Below are 20,340 nucleotides of genomic sequence, written 5' to 3' on the forward strand. Positions count from 1 at the left end.
AAGCCCCCTCCCACATTCAAGGCCAGTTTCACAGTAGGCCTGTGTGGTCTTTGGGAGCTTCACCATGTTGAACACCTTGCTGCCTATTCTCTTGTTTGCCGCCCTGGGCCTCGCGGTCCTCGGTGCCTTGCGCCGGGCAAACATGTGGCGCCGTGGCCGCGCCTCCAAGGTCGACCTGCTTGGCGGCCTCTTGGCGATGCCCAAGCGCTACATGGTCGACCTGCACCACGTGGTCGCCCGCGACAAATACATTGCCAATACCCACGTCGCTACGGCGCTGGGGTTTGTGCTGTCGGCGTTGCTGGCAATCCTGGTGCATGGGTTCGGCCTGCAAAACCGTATCCTCGGTTACGCCTTGCTGCTGGCCTCGACCTTGATGTTTGTCGGCGCCATCTTCATGTACCTGCGCCGCCGCAATCCGCCTGCCCGCCTGTCCAAAGGCCCGTGGATGCGCCTGCCGAAAAGCCTGATGGCGTTTTCGGTGAGCTTTTTCCTGGTGACCTTGCCGGTGGCCGGCATTCTGCCCGCCGATTTTGGTGGCTGGCTGCTCGCTGCGCTGCTCGGCGTGGGCGTGCTGTGGGGCGTGTCCGAAATGTTCTTCGGCATGACCTGGGGCGGGCCGATGAAACATGCTTTCGCCGGCGCCCTGCACCTTGCCTGGCACCGCCGCGCCGAACGCTTTGGTGGCGGCCGTTCCACCGGTTTGAAACCGCTGGATCTGAGCGACAAGACCGCGCCACTGGGCGTGGAAAAACCCAGGGATTTTACCTGGAACCAATTGCTCGGCTTCGACGCTTGCGTGCAGTGCGGCAAGTGCGAAGCGGCGTGCCCGGCGTTCGCGGCCGGGCAGCCGTTGAATCCGAAAAAACTCATCCAGGACATGGTGGTCGGCCTGGCCGGTGGCACCGATGCCAAGTTCGCCGGCAGCCCGTACCCAGGCAAACCGATTGGTGAACACGCCGGCAACCCGCACCAGCCGATCGTTAACGGCCTGGTGGACGCCGAGACCCTGTGGTCGTGCACCACCTGCCGCGCCTGTGTGGAAGAGTGCCCGATGATGATCGAGCACGTCGACGCCATCGTCGACATGCGTCGCCACCTCACCCTGGAAAAGGGCGCTACGCCGAACAAGGGCGCCGAAGTCCTGGAAAACCTGATCGCCACCGACAACCCCGGCGGCTTCGCCCCGGGCGGTCGCCTGAACTGGGCGGCGGATCTGAACCTGCCGCTGCTCAGCGACAAGGGCAGCTGCGACGTGCTGTTCTGGGTCGGTGACGGTGCCTTCGACATGCGTAACCAGCGCACCCTGCGCGCGTTCGTCAAGGTGCTCAAGGCGGCAGGTGTGGACTTCGCGGTACTCGGTCTTGAAGAGCGCGACAGCGGCGACGTGGCGCGGCGCCTGGGCGATGAAGCGACGTTCCAACTGCTTGCCTCGCGCAATATCCAGACCCTGGCCAGGTACAGTTTCAAACGCATCGTCACCTGCGACCCGCACAGTTTCCACGTGCTGAAAAACGAGTACGGCGCCTTCAACGGCAACTACCTCGTGCAGCACCACAGCACCTTCATGGCCGAGCTGATCGGCGACGGCGCGCTGAACCTGGGCCAGCACAAAGGCACCAGCGTGACTTACCACGACCCGTGCTACCTGGGCCGCTACAACGGTGAATACGAGGCGCCGCGCCAAGTGCTGCGCGCGCTGGGCATCGAGGTCAAGGAGATGCAACGTTCGGGCTTCCGTTCGCGCTGCTGCGGCGGCGGCGGCGGAGCACCGATCACGGACATTCCCGGCAAGCAGCGTATCCCGGATATGCGCATGGACGACATCCGCGAAACCGGCGCCGAGCTGGTGGCCGTGGGTTGCCCGCAGTGCACCGCAATGCTCGAAGGCGTGGTCGAACCGCGCCCGCTGATCAAGGACATCGCCGAACTGGTGGCCGACGCGCTGCTTGAAGACGACGTGCCGGCCAAGGCACCCCCCAAACGTGAACCTGCGGAGGTGCACTGATGAGCGACATTATCCGCCGCGACCCACGGGCCGAATGGATCGCCCGCAATCGCCTGCACCCGCTGCATGCGGCGATGCAGCCGGTGCAACAGAGTTGGATGGGGCCTAACGGCGTCATCCGCAAGAATGTGCACGGTGTGGGGTTTATCGGCCCCAACGGCATCAAGCGCATTGACCGCAGCGGCGCGCAACAGGGCGGTGCGGCCAAGCGTACGGCGGCGGTGCAAGTGCAACTGCCGCTGCATCAGGTTGCGGCGCCGGCGTTCTACATCAACGTGGTGCCGGATATGGTCGGCGGCCGCTTGAGCAGCCACGACCGCGATGTGCTCGGCCTGGCCCGGCAACTGGCAGGCAATGACGGCGCGGTACTGGCCGTGGTGTTTGGTGAACACAAGGAAAATGCATTTGCCACCGCCGGCGTAGACCGCTTGCTGGTGCTGGACGGTCACGAATTCGACGGTTATTCACCGGAGCAACGCGTCCAGGGCCTGCGGGCTGTGGATAACCAGTTCAACCCGCGTCACTGGTTGCTGCCCGACAGCCGCAGCGGTGGCGGTGAACTGGGCCGCCGTTTCGCCGCCAGCCTCAAGGAACGCCCGGCCACGCGGGTGTGGCAGATCAAAGGCGAGTCGTGTATCGGTCGCGCCGGCGCCGGCCAGGAAGATTTGGCGCGGCCGCTGCCACGCCTGATTCTCGCCGCCGTCGAATGCGCCGATCCGGTCAGCGAGACGCGCCATGAAGTGTTGCCCGTGGAGTTATCCACAACCCTGGCACGCAGCCTGCCGCGTATCGAAGACCTTGGTGCGGTAGCAGTGGACCCGGCGGCGATTCCGATGGCCGAAGCCGAATTCATTTTCTCCGGCGGTAACGGCGTGAAGGATTGGGCGCTGTTCCACCAGACCGCCGCCGCGCTGGGCGCCACCGAAGGCGCTTCACGGGTCGCGGTGGACGATGGCTTCATGGCGCGCGATCGCCAGGTCGGCGCCAGCGGCACCTGGGTCACGGCGCGGGTGTACGTGGCCGTGGGTATTTCCGGGGCGATCCAGCACCTGCAAGGCATCGGTGCCTGCGACAAGGTGGTGGCGATCAACCTCGACCCCGGCTGCGACATGATCAAGCGTGCCGACCTGTCGGTGATCGGCGAAAGCGCCGCGATTCTGCACGCCTTGATCGCTGCGGTCGAGGCCTACCGCAACGGCGCCAAGCGCGATGCAGCCTAGGGACATGACCATGAAAACCAATGTAATCAGCCTGGTATCCATCGGCGCCCATCCCACTTCCGGGCGCCCGCGCCGTGCCGAACAGGATGCGCGTGCCGTCGAGCTTGGCCTGCAAATGGCTGGGGATAAGTTGCAGGTGCTGCACGCCGGCGACATCAGCGAGCCGACCTTGCGCAGCTATCTGGGCATGGGATTGGCGCAACTGCATGTGCTGGAACAGCCGGCCGGTGCCGATGCGTTGCCGGTGTTGAGCGACTATCTGCGCGACGCCGGCGCCCAGGTGGTCCTGACCGGCAGCCAGGCGGAAACCGGTGAGGGCTCGGGCATGCTGCCGTTCCTGTTGGCCGAGCAACTGGGGTGGCCGCTGGTTGTGGGGCTGGCTCAAGTCGAGTCCATCGACGCCGGCGTGGCCCATGTGCTGCAGGCGTTGCCACGCGGCCAGCGACGGCGCCTGAAGGTGCGCCTGCCGTTTCTGGCGACGGTGGATAACGCCGCTCCCAAGCCGCGCCAGAGTGCCTACGGCCCGGCGCAACGTGGTGAGCTTGCCGCCCACGACGTCGAGATTGAACAGGATGAGTTATTCACAGACGCGCTGCTGCAACCGGCCAAGCCTCGGCCCAAGCGCCTCAAGGTGATCAAGGCCAAGAGCGGCGCTGATCGCATGAAGGCCGCGACGGCCAAGGCCAGCGGGGGCGGTGGGCAGGTGCTCAAGGGTGTGAGTGCTGAAGAGGGCGCGCAGGCGATACTCAAATTGCTCATAGAAGAAGGCGTCGTACGCTGATCCCCTGTAGGAGCGAGCGTGCTCGCGAAAAACGTTAACGATAACGCAGCGTGTCCGGTTTTAACGCGGCGCTCTCTGGTTCTTCGCGAGCAAGCTCGCTCCTACAAATGTTTACCCACAATCGCTGTTGATGCGCCTGTGGATAACCTGTTCGCGGTTGTCTACACCCCCGGCGCATCATGCCCTGCAGCCCTCTGTACGAAAAATAACCAGCCTAACTGGCGGTTTTTACTGGGGTTTTTCCCGGGTGGGCGTACAGACTTGCCCCCAAAGTCTGTTGGCGCTTCTGTGGATAAGATGTTCGCTGTCGGCTGGGGGCCTTATAGATAAAGGCTTTGCTCGATACGATCAAAATATGATCAATTGTCGTGTTTACCTCTCTAAACACCCCTGAATCCCCCGAGATATGCAGCTTTGAGGTGGTTTTCCACAGTGTGGGCAAAGTTGCCCCCAAAGTCTGTTGGTGCTTCTGTGGATAAGGTGTTCGCGTACCGCTGCAGGGCACGTAGTTCGAGGCTTTCAATGGGTTGATCAAAAAACGATCAGGCGCGTGTTAAATCCATGCATATGAATAAGTCACGGATTTTCCTGGTTTAATTTTGAAGGCGGCCGGCAGTTGCCCACAATTGCTGTGGGTGGCTTTGTGGATAAGTTGTTGGGTAACCGCTGAAGCGCCCAGCCGCAGGGGGCTTGACTACTGTTGGTCAAATTTTGAACAGCTCAGACTCTTAATGTGGGAGGGGGCTTGCCCCCGATAGCGGTGCATCAGCCCATGAAGTTGCCGGCTGAACCACTGCAATCGGGGGCAAGCCCCCTCCCACATTTTATCCACGGTGTGTCAGTTACTCGTGCGCGGCCACGCCCTTGAGGTAAGGCGCAGGCGCTGCCCCCAGGTTGTTGAGCATGCGCTCGCTGTACCAATCCACAAAATTCACTACACCGAATTCATAGGTCTTGGAGTACGGCCCCGGCTGGTAAGCGGTGGAGTTGATGCCGCGCTGGTTCTCTTCGGCCAAGCGCCGATCCTGGTCGTTGGTGGCGTCCCACACCTGGCGCATGCGCTCCACGTCGTAGTCCACGCCTTCCACGGCGTCCTTGTGCACGATCCACTTGGTGGTGACCATGGTTTCCTGGGCGCTGATCGGCCACACGGTGAACACGATGATGTGGTCGCCCATGCAGTGGTTCCACGAGTGCGGCAGGTGCAGGATTCGCATCGAGCCCAGATCGGGATTTTTGATCCGGCCCATCAGCTTGGCACAGCCCTGCTTGCCGTCCAGGGTCATCGACACGGTGCCCTTGAGCAGCGGCATGCGCACGATGCGGTTACGCAGGCCGAAGCTGGCGTGGGCGTAAGGAATCTTCTCGGCATCCCAGGCGGCGGCGGAGGCGGCCACATGATCCTTGAACGCCTGGTCGGCGCGCGGGTCGGTGACGTCGTCCCATTCCAGCAGGGTTTTCAGCAGTTCCGGGTGCGACGCGTTGCAGTGGTAGCACTCGCGGTTGTTTTCCAGCACCAGTTTCCAGTTGGCTTTTTCGAACAAGGTGGTCTGGATCGCCACCTTGGTGTTTTCCATGTCGTAGGGTTCCATGTAGTGGTTCAGGGTCGACAGGAAGTCATCGATGGCCGGCGGATTCTCGGCCATGCTGATGAAGATGTAGCCGCCGGCGGTCTTCACGTTTACCGGTTTGAGGCCGTACTGCTTCATGTCGAAGTCGGCGCCCATCTCGGTGCCGGCAAACAACAGGCGACCGTCCAGCTCGTAGGTCCACTGGTGGTAGTGGCACACGAGCTTGGCAACCTTGCCCTTGTCGCTGGTGCACAAGCGCGAACCACGGTGCCGGCACACGTTGTGAAACGCATGCACCACGCCTTCGGCGCCACGGATCACGATGATCGGGTTCTTGCCCACTTGCAGGGTCAGGTAGTTGCCCTTGGTGGGGATTTCGCAGGTCATGCCGGCGATCAACCACTCTTTCTGGAAAATTTCCTGCATGTCGATATCGAACAGCCGCTCATCAGAGTAAAACGGCTGCGGCAGCGAATAGGTGCGTTCGCGCTCTTGCAGCATGTGCGCGGTGGCCTTGCGTGCGGGTTCCAGCGGATCGCCCAAGCTTAAGGTTGCGGTGACGTCCATCGTGTATGTCCTCATGGCCATTCTGTGTGGCCGGCGAATAGTGGCTGATCAGGTTTGCAGCAAGGCGTAAAGAACGCGTCTTTGTTGGGAGCGAGTGTGGGCCCGGCGTGGGGGCGAACCTTATCCATGGGCGACATGGCCCAATCTGATCCCGACGCGCAAGCCCCTGTCGTTGGGGGCTGGTCGCGGTAAGTATGTGAATGTCGCAGATAGGTAAATGGGCGATTCGCGCGTTACGCAGAATCGCCACCATAAGGCCGAGCCTCGGCGGTGGAGAACAACATGTCCAATAATTTCCTGAACCCGGTAACCACCCAGACCTGGGCCAATGGTCGGCACATCGTCCGTTGCGTCAAAGTCATCCAGGAAACCTGGGACGTGCGCACCTTCTGTTTCATGGCCGACCAGCCGATCCTGTTCTTTTTCAAGCCGGGGCAATTCGTCACCCTGGAGCTGGAGATCGAAGGCCAGCCGATCATGCGCTCGTACACCATTTCCAGTTCGCCGTCGGTGCCGTACAGCTTCTCGGTGACCATCAAGCGCGTGCCGGGCGGCCGCGTTTCCAACTGGTTGCACGATACGCTGCATGAAGGCCAGGAACTGGCGGTGCACGGTCCGGTCGGGCTGTTCAATGCGATCGACTTCCCGAGCCCCAAAGTGCTGTACCTGAGCGGCGGCGTCGGCATCACGCCGGTGATGTCCATGGCGCGCTGGTTCTACGACACCAACGCCAATGTCGACATGACGTTCGTGCACAGCGCCCGTTCACCCAAGGACATCATCTACCACCGCGAGCTGGAACACATGGCGTCGCGGATCGACAACTTCAGCCTGCACCTGATCTGCGAAAAGCATGGTCTTGGGGAGCCCTGGGCCGGCTACCGTGGCTACCTGAACCACAAGATGCTGGAACTGATGGTGCCGGACTTCCTTGAGCGTGAAGTGTTCTGCTGCGGCCCGACGCCGTACATGAGCGCGGTGAAGCGCCTGCTGGAAGCCGCCGGTTTCGACATGACGCGCTATCACGAAGAGTCCTTTGGCGCGACGCCGGCGGAAGCGCGGGCCGACGCGGTGGAGCAGGCCGAACAGGCGGCGGATGCGCCGGAAGTCGACCTGGCGGACCTGCACCAGGTGGAATTCATCGCATCGGGCAAAAGCATTCGGGTGGCCCCCGGCGAGACTGTCCACGCGGCAGCTGCCAAGCTGGGTCTGTTGATCCCCAAAGCCTGCGGCATGGGTATCTGCGGCACGTGCAAGGTGATGAAGCTGGGCGGGGAGGTCGAGATGGAGCACAACGGCGGGATTACTGAAGAGGATGAAGCCGAGGGTTATATCCTGTCGTGCTGCAGTGTGCCGAAGGGCGATGTGCGTATCGAGTTCTGACAGCCGATCGTTCCCACGCTCCGCGTGGTAACGCCTCCCGGAACGCTCCGCGTCCCGCTTGAGTGGCGGTGACGCAGAGCGTCACGGGCTGCATACCCACGCAGAGCGTGGGCACGATCAGAGTGAGGGGTTGCTGGGTGGTTGATCGTTCCCACGCTCCGCGTGGTAACGCCTCCTGGGACGCTCTGCGTCCCGCTTGAGTGGTGGTGATGCAGAGCGTCACGGGCTGCATGCCCACGCAGAGCGTGGGCACGATCAGTGTAAGGGGGTTACTGGGCGGTTGATCGTTCCCACGCTCCGCGTGGTAACGCCTCCTGGGACGCTCCGCGTCCCGCTTGAGTGGCGGTGACGCAGAGCGTCACGGGCTGCGTGCCCACGCAGAGCGTGGGCACGATCAGTGTGAGGAGGTTACTGGGCGGTTGATCGTTCCCACGCTCCGCGTGGTAACGCCTCCCGGGACGCTCCGCGTCCCGCTTGAGTGGTGGTGACGCAGAGCGTCACGGGCTGCATACCCACGCAGAGCGTGGGCACGATCGGTGTGAGGGGTTGTTGGGTGGTTGATCGTTCCCACGCTCCGCGTGGTAACGCCTCCTGGGACGCTCCGCGTCCCGCTTGAGTGGCGGTGACGCAGAGCGTCACGGGCTGCATACCCACGCAGAGCGTGGGCACGATCAGAGTGAGGGGTTGCTGGGTGGTTGATCGTTCCCCACGCTCCGCGTGGTAACGCCTCCCGGGACGCTCCGCGTCCCGCTTGAGTATTGATCTTCAGGACCAGTGTTGTATCTCGATCAATCCTTCCATACCGGCATAATTGCGAGCACTTGAGTACCGCCAGTGTTCTGCCAGGTCCACGTAACCCCGTTTCACAGGGTTGTGGTGGATGTAATCGAGCTTCTGGCGCATTACGGTCTCGCTGTACACCAATTCTGCATGTGAACCTTCCTGCCACAGTTGATAAACCCGATCGGACTTGTGTGCGCGTTTGCTGAAACGCAGGCGTTGTAAAACACGTTCGGCGCCTTTGTCTTGCAGATCATTGATTAGGGTGCGGGCGGTGTAGGATTTGAATTGGCTGATACATTTATCCAAGTCAGGCGCTTGAGCAATGAAGTGCAGGTGATTTTCCAGGATGACGTAGCCAAACAGACTTAAAGCGTGATGACGCTGTTGATATCGCCAGCAATCTAAAAGGCGCTCTACCAGGTAACTGCGGGTGAAGAGTGGCAGCCACTCCATGACTGTACAGGTCAGGAAATGCGGCTTTTCGGGTTCGGTGATGACGTAGCGGCTTCTACCCACGTGTTCATCCTTGACTTCGAGTGGACGCAGAGCGTCCGGGGAAGCGTTCCCACGCGGAGCGTGGGAACGATCGGAGTGAAGGGTTACTGGGCGTAGATGTGTACGACGAAGTGCTGGCCTGAGGCTGTCAGTTCATAGACTTTGTCGTAGACCCTCAGCGTCCTCGATGGCTCGCGGATGGTGTCGCCGACCTTTGCGTATTTCCTGAACTCGTCCCAGTCGATAACGGTGGTGCTGGTAGTGTTGTCGCCTTGCACCAGGCTATTGACGTTGCTTTGATATTCCATGATTGAGCTCTCCATTGGATTTGCAGCCGACTATTCGGCAGGCAATAAACCCGGAAGGTGGCAGTGATCGCTGCGTTTTCCTTGCGGGTTCCAAGAGGCTAGACAATGAAATTCGAGTGCGCTGCTGTCAGAAATATCAAAAAACAGACTCGGCAATCGGCCAGCACGCACCGTTCTGATTTCTACTTCAAGCGTTCATCACTTCCCTGATGTCGGCCGCCAATTCTCTTACACGCTCTTCTTCGGTATCCCACGCACACATGAAGCGCGCGCCGCCTTTGCCGATGAAGGTGTAGAAGCGCCAGCCCTTGGCCGTCAAGGCTGCGATAGCCGGTTCCGAGAGTTGCAGGAACACGCCGTTGGCCTGCACCGGGAACATCAGTTCCACGCCGGGAATGTCCGCCACCAGGCTGCTGAGCAATTGCGCGCAGTGGTTGGCGTGGCGAGCATGCTTGAGCCAGGCGTCGTTTTCGAGCAGGCCCACCCATGGCGCGGACAGGAAGCGCATTTTCGACGCGAGCTGGCCGGCCTGTTTGCAGCGGTAGTCGAAGTCTTCGGCCAGCTTATGGTTGAAGAACAGGATCGCTTCGCCCACCGCCATGCCGTTCTTGGTGCCGCCGAAGCACAGCACGTCCACGCCGGCCTTCCAGGTCAGGTCGGCCGGTGAGCAGCCCAGAAACGCACAGGCGTTGGAGAAGCGCGCGCCGTCCATGTGCAGGTTCAGGCCCAGCTCTTTGCAGGTGGCGCTGATGGCGCGGATTTCTTCCGGGGTGTAGACGCTGCCGACTTCGGTGGCCTGGGTGAGGGTGACCACGCGCGGTTTCGGGTAGTGAATGTCCTGGCGCTTGAGGGCGATTTCGCGGATCGACTCCGGCGTCAGCTTGCCGTTTTCGGTGCGTGCAGTGAGCAGCTTGGAGCCGTTGGAGAAAAACTCCGGCGCGCCGCACTCATCGGTCTCGACGTGGGCGGTTTCCGAGCAAATCACGCTATGGTAGCTCTGGCACAGCGAAGACAGCGCCAGGGAGTTGGCGGCGGTGCCGTTGAAGGCGAAGAACACTTCGCAGTCGGTTTCGAACAGATTGCGGAAACCGTCGGCGGCGCGGTGGGTCCACTCATCATCGCCATAGGCACGTTGATGGCCCTGGTTGGCTTGTTCCATGGCGGCCCAGGCTTCCGGGCAGATGCCGGAATAGTTGTCGCTGGCGAATTGTTGGCTCTTGTCAGTCATGGCCCATTCCTGTGGTCGATGTTGGTGCGCACTTTAACCAAGATTGGGAGGGCGGCGCACGCACTGTAAATGCAAAGTCGGTGGGGAATTATGCACGGTACTGACACCTTGCCTGTCGGACATGTCCGAGATGGCGCTTTGGACCTGCTCAAGTGGCTGGCGCTGCTGAGCATGGTGCTGGATCACCTGCGCTATGTGGGCCTGAGCCTCGATGGCTTGTATGTGCCCGGGCGCCTGGCGTTCCCATGGTTTTGCCTGGCGATTGCGGCGAATCTGCACCGGGCTCGAAACGCCCCGGTGACCGGTCACTGGCGCTACTTGGGCTGGTTGTTGCTGTTCAGCGTGATCAGCGAAGTGCCGTATCGGATGTTCATCGAGGATGCCGATACCTTGAACGTATTGCCGACCCTGGCGCTGGGCCTGCTGGTTGCCCGAGGATGGCAGCACAAGGCGGTGGTTGATCGAGGATTGGCGCTGATCGCTCTCACAATAGCGGCCGTGTTTTCAACCCAGCTGATGTTCGGTTTCTTTGGTGTATTGCTGCCGCTGGCGATGCTGCTGGTGTTTCGCCGGCCCTGGTATTTCAGCGTGGTGCCGGGTTTGGTCTGCGTCGCCGCCAATCAATGGCAGATTCTGCTCAATAGCGGCAGCCTGGTGGCGATGCTTGGGTTGGCGACGTGTCTGGTTGCGCCGCTGGCAGGATTGGTCTTATTGCGACACGCCAGAAACGTCTCTCCACCGGCCATGCGCCGTTGGGCCTATGCCCTCTATCCAATGCACTTCCTCCTGCTGTTACTCCTTCGCAAACTCATCGCCTAACCCATGTAGGAGCGAGCTTGCTCGCGAAAAACGTCAACGATAACGCGCGCTGCCTGATTGAGCGTGGCGCCCTCAGGTTTTTCGCGAGCAAGCTCGCTCCTACAGTTTGTCGGCCCTCAGTTAGCATTTGCTCAGGCCATGTCGTAAACGCACCTTTGCGTGGCGTGCGCAGGCATTTGGCCCGCACGCGCCAGCCCTACCATCGCATCAAAGGGCCCTGCGAGGGCCTCAACAATACGAAAGGCTGGGAGAGACGCGATGTTCAGCAAACAAGACCAGATCCAGGGATATGACGACGCACTGCTGGCGGCGATGAATGCCGAGGAGCAGCGTCAGGAAGACCATATCGAGCTGATCGCGTCGGAGAACTACACCAGCAAGCGTGTGATGGAAGCGCAAGGCAGCGGCCTCACCAACAAATACGCCGAAGGCTACCCGGGCAAGCGCTACTACGGTGGCTGCGAGCATGTGGACAAGGTCGAGGCCCTGGCCATCGAGCGCGCCAAGCAGCTGTTCGGTGCCGATTACGCCAACGTGCAGCCGCACTCCGGTTCGTCCGCCAACAGCGCGGTGTACCTGGCGCTGATCAATGCCGGCGACACGATCCTGGGCATGAGTCTGGCCCACGGCGGCCACCTGACTCACGGCGCCAAGGTGTCGTCCTCGGGCAAGCTGTACAACGCGGTGCAATACGGCATCAACACCGACACCGGCCTGATCGACTACGACGAAGTCGAGCGCCTGGCCGTGGAGCACCAGCCGAAAATGGTCGTGGCCGGTTTCTCCGCCTACTCCAAGACCCTGGATTTCCCACGTTTCCGTCAGATTGCCGACAAGGTGGGCGCGCTGTTGTTCGTCGACATGGCCCACGTCGCCGGCCTGGTTGCCGCCGGTCTGTACCCGAACCCGCTGCCCTACGCCGACGTGGTCACCACCACCACCCACAAGACCCTGCGCGGTCCGCGTGGCGGCCTGATCCTGGCCAAGGCCAACGAAGCCATCGAGAAAAAACTCAACGCTGCCGTATTCCCCGGCGCCCAGGGCGGCCCGCTGATGCATGTGATCGCCGGCAAGGCGGTGTGCTTCAAGGAAGCGCTGGAGCCCGGCTTCAAGGCGTATCAGCAGCAGGTGATCGACAACGCCCAGGCGATGGCCGAGGTGTTCATCAAACGCGGCTACGACGTGGTCTCCGGTGGCACCGATAACCATTTGTTCCTGGTCAGCCTGATCCGTCAGGGCCTCACCGGCAAAGAGGCGGACGCCGCCCTCGGTCGCGCCCACATCACCGTCAACAAGAACGCCGTGCCCAATGACCCGCAGTCGCCCTTCGTGACCTCGGGCCTGCGTATCGGCACCCCGGCGGTGACCACCCGTGGTTTCAAGGTGCCGCAATGCATCGAGCTGGCCGGCTGGATCTGCGACATCCTCGACAACCTCGGCGATGCCGATGTCGAGGCCAACGTGGCCAAGCACGTGTCTGCCCTGTGCGCTGATTTCCCGGTTTATCGCTGAGCGCGGTTTTGGAGTAATGACTATGCAACGCTACTCAGGCTTCGGCCTCTTCAAGCACTCCCTCAGCCATCACGAAAACTGGCAGAAGATGTGGCGCACGCCGACCCCGAAAAAGGTCTACGACGTGGTCATCGTCGGCGGCGGCGGGCATGGTCTGGCGACCGCCTACTATCTGGCTAAAGAGCACGGCATCACCAATGTGGCCGTGGTCGAGAAAGGTTGGCTGGGCGGCGGTAACACCGCGCGCAACACCACCATCGTGCGGTCCAACTACCTGTGGGACGAGTCGGCGCACCTGTACGAACACGCGATGAAACTCTGGGAAGGTTTGTCCCAGGACCTGAACTACAACGTGATGTTCTCCCAGCGCGGCGTGTACAACCTGTGCCACACCCTGCAGGACATCCGTGATTCCGAGCGCCGCGTCAGCGCCAACCGCCTCAACGGCGTGGACGGCGAACTGCTCAATGCCAAACAGGTAGCGGACGAGATCCCGTACCTGGACTGCTCGAAGAACACCCGCTACCCGGTGCTCGGCGCTACTGTGCAACGTCGCGGCGGCGTGGCCCGTCACGATGCCGTGGCCTGGGGCTTTGCCCGCGCGGCTGACGCACTCGGCGTGGACTTGATCCAGCAGACCGAAGTGATCGGCTTTCGCAAGGAAAACGGCGTGTGCATCGGCGTGGAAACCAACAAGGGCTTTATCGGCGCCAAGCGCGTCGGTGTGGTGACCGCCGGTAACTCCGGGCACATGGCTTCGCTGGCCGGTTTCCGCCTGCCGATCGAATCCCATCCACTGCAAGCACTGGTATCGGAGCCGATCAAGCCGATTATCGACAGCGTGATCATGTCCAACGCCGTGCACGGTTACATCAGCCAGTCCGACAAGGGCGACCTGGTGATCGGCGCCGGTATCGACGGCTACAACGGCTACGGCCAGCGCGGTTCGTACCCGGTGATCGAACACACCATCCAGGCCATCGTCGAGATGTTCCCGGTGCTCTCACGCGTGCGCATGAACCGCCAGTGGGGCGGCATCGTCGACACCACGCCGGACGCGTGCCCGATCATCTCCAAGACCCCGGTCCCGAACATGTTCTTCAACTGCGGGTGGGGCACCGGTGGCTTCAAGGCCACGCCGGGCTCAGGCAACGTGTTTGCCGCGAGCCTGGCCAAGGGTGAAATGCACCCGCTGGCCGCACCTTTCTCCATCGACCGTTTCCACAACGGTGCGCTGATCGACGAACACGGCGCTGCGGCCGTCGCCCACTAACAGGAGAACCACCTCATGTTGCATATCTTCTGTCCTCACTGTGGCGAACTGCGCTCCGAAGAGGAATTCCACGCGTCCGGCCAAGCGCACATCCCGCGCCCGCTGGACCCGAATGCCTGCACCGACGCCGAGTGGGGCGACTACATGTTCTTTCGCGACAACCCCCGTGGCCTGCACCACGAACTGTGGATTCACGCTGCCGGTTGCCGCCAGTATTTCAACGCCACCCGCGACACTGTGACCTACGAAATTCTTGAAACCTACAAGATCGGTGAGAAGCCTCAGTTCACCGCCAAGGCCTCTGGAGAGAAGGTATGAGCCAGATCAATCGCCTGTCCAACGGTGGCCGGATCGACCGCAATAAAGTCCTGACCTTCACGTTCAACGGCCAGAGCTACAAAGGCTTTGAAGGTGACACCCTGGCCGCCGCCCTGCTGGCCAACGGCGTCGATATCATCGGCCGCAGCTTCAAATACTCGCGCCCGCGCGGCATCTTTGCCGCCGGTGCCGAAGAGCCGAACGCGGTGCTGCAGATCGGCGCCACCGAAGCCACCCAGATTCCCAACGTGCGCGCCACGCAACAGGCGCTGTACCAGGGCTTGGTCGCCACCAGCACCAACGGCTGGCCGAGCGTCAACAACGACATGATGGGCATTCTCGGCAAGGTCGGCGGCAAGCTGATGCCGCCGGGCTTTTACTACAAAACCTTCATGTACCCGCAATCGTTCTGGATGACCTACGAGAAGTACATCCGCAAGGCAGCCGGCCTTGGCCGCTCGCCGACCGAGAACGACCCGGACACCTACGACAACTTCAACCGTCATTGCGACGTACTGGTGGTCGGCGCAGGCCCTGCCGGTCTCGCCGCAGCACTGGCGGCTGCGCGCAGCGGTGCGCGGGTGATCATCGCCGATGAGCAGGAAGAGTTCGGGGGTTCGCTGCTCGATTCCCGCGAAAGCCTCGACGGCAAGCCGGCCACCGAATGGGTTGCCAGCGTCCTCGCTGAACTCAAAGCCCTGCCGGACGTGGTGCTGCTGCCCCGCGCCACCGTCAACGGCTACCACGACCATAATTTCCTGACCATTCACGAGCGCCTCACCGACCACCTTGGCGACCGCGCGCCGATTGGCGTGGTGCGCCAGCGTATCCACCGTGTGCGTGCCAAGCGTGTGGTGCTGGCGACCGGTGCGTGCGAGCGTCCGCTGGTGTACGGCAACAACGACGTGCCGGGCAACATGCTGGCCGGTGCGGTCTCTACCTACGTGCGTCGCTACGGCGTGGCACCGGGCAAGAAACTGGTGCTGTCGACCAACAACGACCACGCCTACCGCGTTGCGCTGGACTGGCTCGATGCGGGTCTGCAAGTGGTTGCGGTGGCCGATGTGCGCCACAACCCACGCGGTGCCCTGGTTGAAGAGGCTCGCGCCAAGGGTATTCGTATCCTCACCGGCAGCGCCGTGGTCGAAGCCCGTGGCACCAAGCGCGTGAGCGCTGCGCGAGTGGCTGCGATCGATGTTAAAGCCCATAAAGTCACCAGCCCCGGCGAGTGGCTGGACTGCGACCTGGTGGCCAGCTCCGGCGGCTACAGCCCGGTGGTCCACCTGGCCTCGCACCTGGGCGGCAAGCCGACCTGGCGTGAAGATATCCTCGGTTTCGTACCGGGCGAAGCCCCGCAAAAACGCGTGTGCGTCGGCGGTATCAATGGCGTCTACGGCCTCGGTGATTCCCTGGCCGATGGTTTTGAAGGCGGCGTGCGCGCGGCCAGCGAAGCCGGTTTCGCCCCGGTTGAAGGCGTGCTGCCTAAAGCCCTGAGCCGCCTTGAAGAACCGACCCTGGCGCTGTTCCAGGTGCCCCACGAAAAAGCCACTGCTCGGGCGCCGAAGCAATTCGTCGACCTGCAGAACGATGTCACCGCCGCCGCCATCGAACTGGCGACCCGCGAAGGTTTCGAGTCGGTCGAGCACGTCAAGCGCTACACCGCATTGGGCTTTGGCACCGACCAGGGCAAGCTGGGTAACGTCAACGGTTTGGCCATCGCGGCGCGTTCGCTGAACGTGACCATCCCGCAGATGGGCACCACCATGTTCCGCCCCAACTACACGCCGGTGACGTTCGGTGCGATAGCGGGCCGTCACTGTGGGCACATCTTCGAGCCGGTGCGCTACACCGCGCTGCAAGCCTGGCACGTGAAAAACGGCGCCGAATTCGAGGACGTCGGCCAGTGGAAACGCCCATGGTACTTCCCGCGTAATGGTGAAGACCTGCACGCCGCCGTGAAGCGCGAATGCCTGGCCGTGCGCGACAGCGTCGGCCTGCTGGATGCGTCCACCCTCGGCAAAATCGATATCCAGGGCCCGGACGCGCGTGAGTTCCTCAACCGCATCTACAGCAACGCCTGGACCAAGCTGGACGTGGGCAAGGCGCGCTACGGCCTGATGTGCAAGGAAGACGGCATGGTCTTCGATGACGGCGTGACTGCCTGCCTCGCCGACAACCACTTCCTGATGACCACCACCACCGGCGGCGCCGCCCGCGTACTGCAGTGGCTGGAAATCTACCAGCAGACCGAATGGCCGGACCTCAAGGTGTATTTCACCTCGGTCACCGACCATTGGGCGACCATGACCCTGTCCGGCCCCAACAGCCGCAAGCTGCTGGCGGAAGTGACTGATATCGACCTGGACAAGGACGGCTTCCCGTTCATGACCTGGAAGGAAGGCCTGGTCGGCGGCGTACCGGCGCGGGTGTTCCGTATCTCGTTTACCGGCGAGCTGTCGTATGAAGTCAACGTGCAGGCCGACTACGCCATGGGCGTGCTGGAAAAGATCGTCGAGGCCGGCAAAAAGTACAACCTGACCCCGTACGGCACCGAAACCATGCACGTCCTGCGTGCCGAGAAGGGCTTCATCATCGTCGGCCAGGACACTGATGGCTCGATGACCCCTGACGACCTGAACATGGGCTGGTGCGTGGGCCGTACCAAACCGTTCTCGTGGATCGGCTGGCGTGGGATGAACCGCGAAGATTGCGTGCGTGAAGAGCGCAAGCAACTGGTGGGCTTGAAGCCGATCGATCCGAATGTGTGGCTGCCGGAAGGCGCGCAGTTGGTGTTCGATCCGAAGCAGACGATTCCGATGAAAATGGTCGGCCACGTGACTTCAAGCTATGCGCACAACTCCCTGGGTTATTCGTTTGCCATGGGCGTGGTGAAAGGTGGCTTGAAGCGCATCGGCGAGCGGGTGTTCTCGCCGCAGGCCGATGGCAGTGTGATCGAGGCGGAGATTGTGTCTTCGGTGTTCTTTGACCCCAAGGGTGATCGGCAGAACATTTGAGTCGCCTGCATCGGGGGCAAGCCCCCTCCCACATGTTGAAATGCATTCCCCTGTGGGAGGGGGCTTGCCCCCGATGAGGCCATCAGCCTCACAACAGAATTCAGAACAGGTGCTTTATGACAGCAGCCAATGTTTACCAACAACGCCCCACCACCGGCGCCAAGGCCGAGTCGTCGCTGCACCATGCCGACCTCGCCAGCCTGGTCGGCAAGGGCCGCAAGAACGCCGGCGTAACCGTGCGTGAAAAGAAACTCCTCGGCCACCTCACCATTCGTGGCGATGGCCACGATGCAGCGTTCGCCGCCGGGGTGCACAAGGCCCTTGGCATCGAGCTGCCCGGCGCCCTGAGCGTGATCTTCAAGGGTGAGACGAGCCTGCAGTGGCTCGGCCCGGATGAATGGCTGCTCATTGTCCCGAGCGGCGAAGAGTTCGCCGCCGAACAAAACCTGCGCGCGGCCCTGGCTGATTTGCATATCCAGATCGTCAACGTCAGCGGCGGCCAGCAGATCCTCGAGCTCAGCGGCCCGAATGTGCGCGATGTGCTGATGAAGTCCACCAGCTACGACGTGCACCCTGATAACTTTCCGGTGGGCAAGGCGGTGGGCACGGTGTTCGCCAAGTCACAACTGGTGATCCGGCATACCGCTGAGGACACCTGGGAACTGCTGATTCGCCGCAGCTTCTCGGATTACTGGTGGTTGTGGTTGCAGGATGCCTCGGCCGAATTTGGCCTGAGCGTTCAAGCCTGATGATCGTTCCCACGCTCCGCGTGGGAATGCATCCCCGGACGCTCCGCGTCCCAAGAGCGGACGCAGAGCGTCCATGGCGGCATGCCCACGCAGAGCGTGGGAACGATCAAGGAGACAACTGTAATGAGCCGCGCCCCTGATACATGGATTTTGACCGCCGACTGCCCCAGCGTGCTCGGCACGGTGGACGCGGTCACCCGCTATCTGTTCGAGCAGGGCTGCTATGTCACCGAGCACCATTCGTTCGATGACCGCCTCTCGGGCCGTTTTTTTATTCGGGTGGAATTCCGTCAGCCCGATGGCTTTGACGAGCAGGGTTTCCGCGATGGCCTGGCCACGCGCGGTGAAGCGTTTGGCATGATCTTCGAGCTGACGGCGCCGAACTACCGGCCAAAAGTGGTGATTATGGTCTCCAAGGCTGATCACTGCCTTAACGACTTGTTGTACCGCCAGCGCATCGGTCAGCTGTCGATGGACGTGGTCGCGGTGGTGTCCAATCACCCCGATTTGAAACCTTTGGCCGACTGGCATCAAATTCCCTACTACCATTTCCCCCTCGACCCCAACGACAAACCGTCCCAGGAGCGTCAAGTGTGGCAAGTGGTGGAAGACACCGGCGCCGAACTGGTGATCCTTGCGCGCTACATGCAAGTGCTGTCGCCGGAGCTGTGCCGCAAGCTGGACGGCAAGGCCATCAACATTCATCACTCGTTGCTGCCGGGGTTCAAGGGCGCCAAGCCGTATCACCAAGCGTACAACAAGGGCGTGAAACTGGTCGGCGCCACGGCGCATTACATCAACAACGATCTGGATGAAGGGCCGATCATCGCCCAGGGTGTGGAAGTGGTGGACCACAGTCACTATCCCGAGGATCTGATTGCCAAGGGGCGGGATATCGAAGGGCTCACGTTGGCGCGGGCGGTGGGGTATCACATTGAGCGGCGGGTGTTTTTGAATGCCAATCGGACGGTGGTGCTCTGACTGGCGCCAATCGGGGGCAAGTCGAATCGTCGCACCGCCCCTCCCACATTTGAAATGCGTTGCCCTGTGGGAGGGGGCTTGAACTGGCCTAATGCTCCCGGACACCTCTTAAGGGCGATATGATTCGCCCAATCAGGAGGTTTCATGCAAGAGCGAAAGACCTACACCCGCGAGTTCAAGCAACGTGCTGTAAGCATGGTACTTGATGATAACTGCTCAGTTCCTGACGTCTGTGCGTCGATGGAGGTTGGCCCCACGGCTCTGCGCCGTTGGATTGAGCAGGTTCGCAAAGAGCGTCAGAAAGGGCAGCCAGTGGCAGGTACTAAGGCAATCAGCGATGAACAGCGAGAGCTTCAACAGCTGCGAGCCAAGGTCAAGCGCCTGGAGACCGAGGCTGAAATCTTAAAAAAGGCTACGGCTCTCTTGATGTCGGATCCCGATCGTTTTTCCTGATCGAGGAGCTGAGAGAGTCGAGTTCGTATCCGATCTGCCTGCTTTGCAGTGCGCTGGGCGTTTCCCGCAGCGCGTTTTATGACTGGCTTAAGCGTCGCTCAGTGCCGAATACCAAGCGTGACGCGCTCAGAGCAAAAGTTGCGCAATTGCATGACGAAAGCCGGGGAAGTGCAGGCGCGCGGATGATCTCTCAGCACTTGAAAGCCCAGCAGATCAAGGTGGGACGGCATCTGGCCGGAAAACTCATGGCGGAGGCAAATCTGGCCAGCAGACAGCGCCGCCGCCATCAGTATCGCTCTAGAGGCGTCGAAGCATTTGTGGCCAAGAATCTGCTCGAGCGTAACTTCGAGCCAACCGCAATCAATCAGGCCTGGTGCGGCGACGTTACCAGCCTGATGGTTGGTAAACGTTGGTATCACTTGGCAGCGGTCATTGATCTGTTCGCCCGCCGAATCGTTGGCTGGGCGTTTTCCCTGATCAACGACGCCAACCTGGTTAGCAAGGCGCTGAGAATGGCGGTGGAGGTTCGAGGCAAACATGCAGGCTTGATGTTTCATTCGGATCAAGGCAGCCAATACACCAGCCAGCTCTTTCAGTCCGAGCTGCTGGAGCATGGAATAACGCAAAGCATGAGCCGCAGAGGGCAATGCTGGGACAACGCGCCAACAGAGCGTTTCTTCGGGACGCTTAAATCAGAGTGGGTGCCCAATAAGGGCTACACCACAGTTGAAGAAGCCAGGCGGGATATGACCAGCTTCTTCATGCGATACAACCGAATCAGGCTCCACAGCTACAACAACTACCTGTCGCCAATAGCCATGGAGCAAAAAGCGGCATAAACACCGTAATCGGTGTCCGGGATTACTTGACCAGTTCA

The 20,340-nt window shown here is 61.4% G+C and carries 17 protein-coding genes; 13 read left to right on the forward strand and 4 right to left on the reverse strand.

Annotation, left to right across the window (positions count from 1 at the left end; genetic code table 11):
• Nucleotides 1-64: 64 nt before the first annotated feature.
• The 3 genes from dgcB to BFP93_RS06195 are packed head-to-tail and all read left to right on the forward strand — an operon-like array spanning nucleotide 65 to nucleotide 4,009.
• A complete protein-coding gene (dgcB, locus tag BFP93_RS06185; RefSeq protein ID WP_065892456.1) occupies nucleotides 65-2,008 on the forward strand; it encodes a dimethylglycine demethylation protein DgcB in 1,944 nt (647 codons plus the stop codon).
• The gene (locus BFP93_RS06190) at nucleotides 2,008-3,228 is read left to right on the forward strand and encodes an electron transfer flavoprotein subunit alpha (RefSeq protein ID WP_065892457.1); all 1,221 of its coding nucleotides are present in this window, start codon (nucleotides 2,008-2,010) and stop codon (nucleotides 3,226-3,228) included. Before dgcB ends, BFP93_RS06190 begins: the two co-directional genes overlap by 1 nt.
• Nucleotides 3,229-3,238: 10 nt before the next feature.
• Nucleotides 3,239-4,009: an electron transfer flavoprotein subunit beta gene (locus BFP93_RS06195; protein ID WP_065892458.1), complete on the forward strand. Its 771-nt coding sequence runs from the start codon at nucleotides 3,239-3,241 to the stop codon at nucleotides 4,007-4,009.
• Nucleotides 4,010-4,851: 842 nt separating this feature from the next.
• On the opposite strand, the gene gbcA is transcribed toward BFP93_RS06195, so the two are convergent.
• Nucleotides 4,852-6,147 (reverse strand): glycine-betaine demethylase subunit GbcA, encoded by a 1,296-nt coding sequence (gene gbcA, locus BFP93_RS06200; RefSeq protein ID WP_065885441.1) that lies wholly within the window; start codon nucleotides 6,145-6,147, stop codon nucleotides 4,852-4,854.
• Between the two features lie 282 nt (nucleotides 6,148-6,429).
• Between gbcA and gbcB the strand changes: the two genes are divergently transcribed.
• Nucleotides 6,430-7,530 carry a glycine-betaine demethylase subunit GbcB gene (gene gbcB, locus BFP93_RS06205; RefSeq protein ID WP_065885442.1) on the forward strand — a complete coding sequence of 367 codons (1,101 nt, stop codon included), beginning with the start codon at nucleotides 6,430-6,432 and terminating at the stop codon, nucleotides 7,528-7,530.
• A 765-nt stretch (nucleotides 7,531-8,295) separates the two neighbouring features.
• Here the strand turns inward: gbcB and BFP93_RS06210 are convergent.
• The 3 genes from BFP93_RS06210 to BFP93_RS06220 all read right to left on the reverse strand — a co-directional run bounded on the left by BFP93_RS06210 (nucleotide 8,296) and on the right by BFP93_RS06220 (nucleotide 10,344).
• Entirely contained in the window at nucleotides 8,296-8,829 is a 534-nt protein-coding gene (locus tag BFP93_RS06210; protein ID WP_065892459.1) for an REP-associated tyrosine transposase, read from the reverse strand.
• 83 nt (nucleotides 8,830-8,912) lie between these two features.
• Nucleotides 8,913-9,116: a hypothetical protein gene (locus BFP93_RS06215; RefSeq protein WP_065892460.1), complete on the reverse strand. Its 204-nt coding sequence runs from the start codon at nucleotides 9,114-9,116 to the stop codon at nucleotides 8,913-8,915.
• Nucleotides 9,117-9,303: 187 nt separating this feature from the next.
• Nucleotides 9,304-10,344: a threonine aldolase family protein gene (locus BFP93_RS06220; protein ID WP_057723604.1), complete on the reverse strand. Its 1,041-nt coding sequence runs from the start codon at nucleotides 10,342-10,344 to the stop codon at nucleotides 9,304-9,306.
• A 90-nt stretch (nucleotides 10,345-10,434) separates the two neighbouring features.
• On the opposite strand from BFP93_RS06220, the gene BFP93_RS06225 reads away from it, so the two are divergent.
• The 9 genes from BFP93_RS06225 to BFP93_RS06265 all read left to right on the forward strand — a co-directional run bounded on the left by BFP93_RS06225 (nucleotide 10,435) and on the right by BFP93_RS06265 (nucleotide 20,302).
• The gene (locus BFP93_RS06225) at nucleotides 10,435-11,163 is read left to right on the forward strand and encodes a TraX family protein (RefSeq protein ID WP_065892461.1); all 729 of its coding nucleotides are present in this window, start codon (nucleotides 10,435-10,437) and stop codon (nucleotides 11,161-11,163) included.
• A gap of 258 nt (nucleotides 11,164-11,421) precedes the next feature.
• Nucleotides 11,422-12,675, forward strand: a complete 1,254-nt coding sequence (gene glyA / locus BFP93_RS06230) for a serine hydroxymethyltransferase (protein WP_065892462.1) — start codon at nucleotides 11,422-11,424, stop codon at nucleotides 12,673-12,675.
• A 22-nt stretch (nucleotides 12,676-12,697) separates the two neighbouring features.
• Nucleotides 12,698-13,948: a sarcosine oxidase subunit beta gene (locus tag BFP93_RS06235; RefSeq protein WP_010207084.1), complete on the forward strand. Its 1,251-nt coding sequence runs from the start codon at nucleotides 12,698-12,700 to the stop codon at nucleotides 13,946-13,948.
• A 15-nt stretch (nucleotides 13,949-13,963) separates the two neighbouring features.
• Nucleotides 13,964-14,266: a sarcosine oxidase subunit delta gene (locus tag BFP93_RS06240; protein WP_065885450.1), complete on the forward strand. Its 303-nt coding sequence runs from the start codon at nucleotides 13,964-13,966 to the stop codon at nucleotides 14,264-14,266.
• Entirely contained in the window at nucleotides 14,263-17,280 is a 3,018-nt protein-coding gene (locus BFP93_RS06245) for a sarcosine oxidase subunit alpha (RefSeq protein ID WP_065892463.1), read from the forward strand. The genes BFP93_RS06240 and BFP93_RS06245 overlap by 4 nt, the downstream gene beginning before the upstream one ends.
• Nucleotides 17,281-17,396: 116 nt before the next feature.
• Entirely contained in the window at nucleotides 17,397-18,029 is a 633-nt protein-coding gene (locus BFP93_RS06250; protein ID WP_065892464.1) for a sarcosine oxidase subunit gamma, read from the forward strand.
• A 123-nt stretch (nucleotides 18,030-18,152) separates the two neighbouring features.
• Nucleotides 18,153-19,010: a formyltetrahydrofolate deformylase gene (purU, locus tag BFP93_RS06255; protein WP_016977808.1), complete on the forward strand. Its 858-nt coding sequence runs from the start codon at nucleotides 18,153-18,155 to the stop codon at nucleotides 19,008-19,010.
• Nucleotides 19,011-19,154: 144 nt separating this feature from the next.
• Nucleotides 19,155-19,463, forward strand: a complete 309-nt coding sequence (locus tag BFP93_RS29140) for a transposase (protein ID WP_065883309.1) — start codon at nucleotides 19,155-19,157, stop codon at nucleotides 19,461-19,463.
• Nucleotides 19,464-19,471: 8 nt separating this feature from the next.
• Nucleotides 19,472-20,302, forward strand: a complete 831-nt coding sequence (locus BFP93_RS06265) for an IS3 family transposase (RefSeq protein ID WP_256095152.1) — start codon at nucleotides 19,472-19,474, stop codon at nucleotides 20,300-20,302.
• Nucleotides 20,303-20,340 lie beyond the last annotated feature (38 nt).

This window comes from Pseudomonas sp. 44 R 15, assembly GCF_900004965.1.
GTDB classification, from domain to species: domain Bacteria; phylum Pseudomonadota; class Gammaproteobacteria; order Pseudomonadales; family Pseudomonadaceae; genus Aquipseudomonas; species Aquipseudomonas orientalis_A.

What these genes read in the sequence shown, in the direction of transcription:
- dgcB (WP_065892456.1), top strand. Translation starts at nt 65, where the DNA reads ATGTTGAACACCTTGCTGCCTATTCTCTTGTTTGCCGCCCTGGGCCTC.
- BFP93_RS06190 (WP_065892457.1), top strand. Translation starts at nt 2,008, where the DNA reads ATGAGCGACATTATCCGCCGCGACCCACGGGCCGAATGGATCGCCCGC.
- BFP93_RS06195 (WP_065892458.1), top strand. Translation starts at nt 3,239, where the DNA reads ATGAAAACCAATGTAATCAGCCTGGTATCCATCGGCGCCCATCCCACT.
- gbcA (WP_065885441.1), bottom strand. Translation starts at nt 6,147, where the DNA reads ATGGACGTCACCGCAACCTTAAGCTTGGGCGATCCGCTGGAACCCGCA.
- gbcB (WP_065885442.1), top strand. Translation starts at nt 6,430, where the DNA reads ATGTCCAATAATTTCCTGAACCCGGTAACCACCCAGACCTGGGCCAAT.
- BFP93_RS06215 (WP_065892460.1), bottom strand. Translation starts at nt 9,116, where the DNA reads ATGGAATATCAAAGCAACGTCAATAGCCTGGTGCAAGGCGACAACACT.
- BFP93_RS06220 (WP_057723604.1), bottom strand. Translation starts at nt 10,344, where the DNA reads ATGACTGACAAGAGCCAACAATTCGCCAGCGACAACTATTCCGGCATC.
- BFP93_RS06225 (WP_065892461.1), top strand. Translation starts at nt 10,435, where the DNA reads ATGCACGGTACTGACACCTTGCCTGTCGGACATGTCCGAGATGGCGCT.
- glyA (WP_065892462.1), top strand. Translation starts at nt 11,422, where the DNA reads ATGTTCAGCAAACAAGACCAGATCCAGGGATATGACGACGCACTGCTG.
- BFP93_RS06235 (WP_010207084.1), top strand. Translation starts at nt 12,698, where the DNA reads ATGCAACGCTACTCAGGCTTCGGCCTCTTCAAGCACTCCCTCAGCCAT.
- BFP93_RS06240 (WP_065885450.1), top strand. Translation starts at nt 13,964, where the DNA reads ATGTTGCATATCTTCTGTCCTCACTGTGGCGAACTGCGCTCCGAAGAG.
- BFP93_RS06245 (WP_065892463.1), top strand. Translation starts at nt 14,263, where the DNA reads ATGAGCCAGATCAATCGCCTGTCCAACGGTGGCCGGATCGACCGCAAT.
- BFP93_RS06250 (WP_065892464.1), top strand. Translation starts at nt 17,397, where the DNA reads ATGACAGCAGCCAATGTTTACCAACAACGCCCCACCACCGGCGCCAAG.
- purU (WP_016977808.1), top strand. Translation starts at nt 18,153, where the DNA reads ATGAGCCGCGCCCCTGATACATGGATTTTGACCGCCGACTGCCCCAGC.
- BFP93_RS29140 (WP_065883309.1), top strand. Translation starts at nt 19,155, where the DNA reads ATGCAAGAGCGAAAGACCTACACCCGCGAGTTCAAGCAACGTGCTGTA.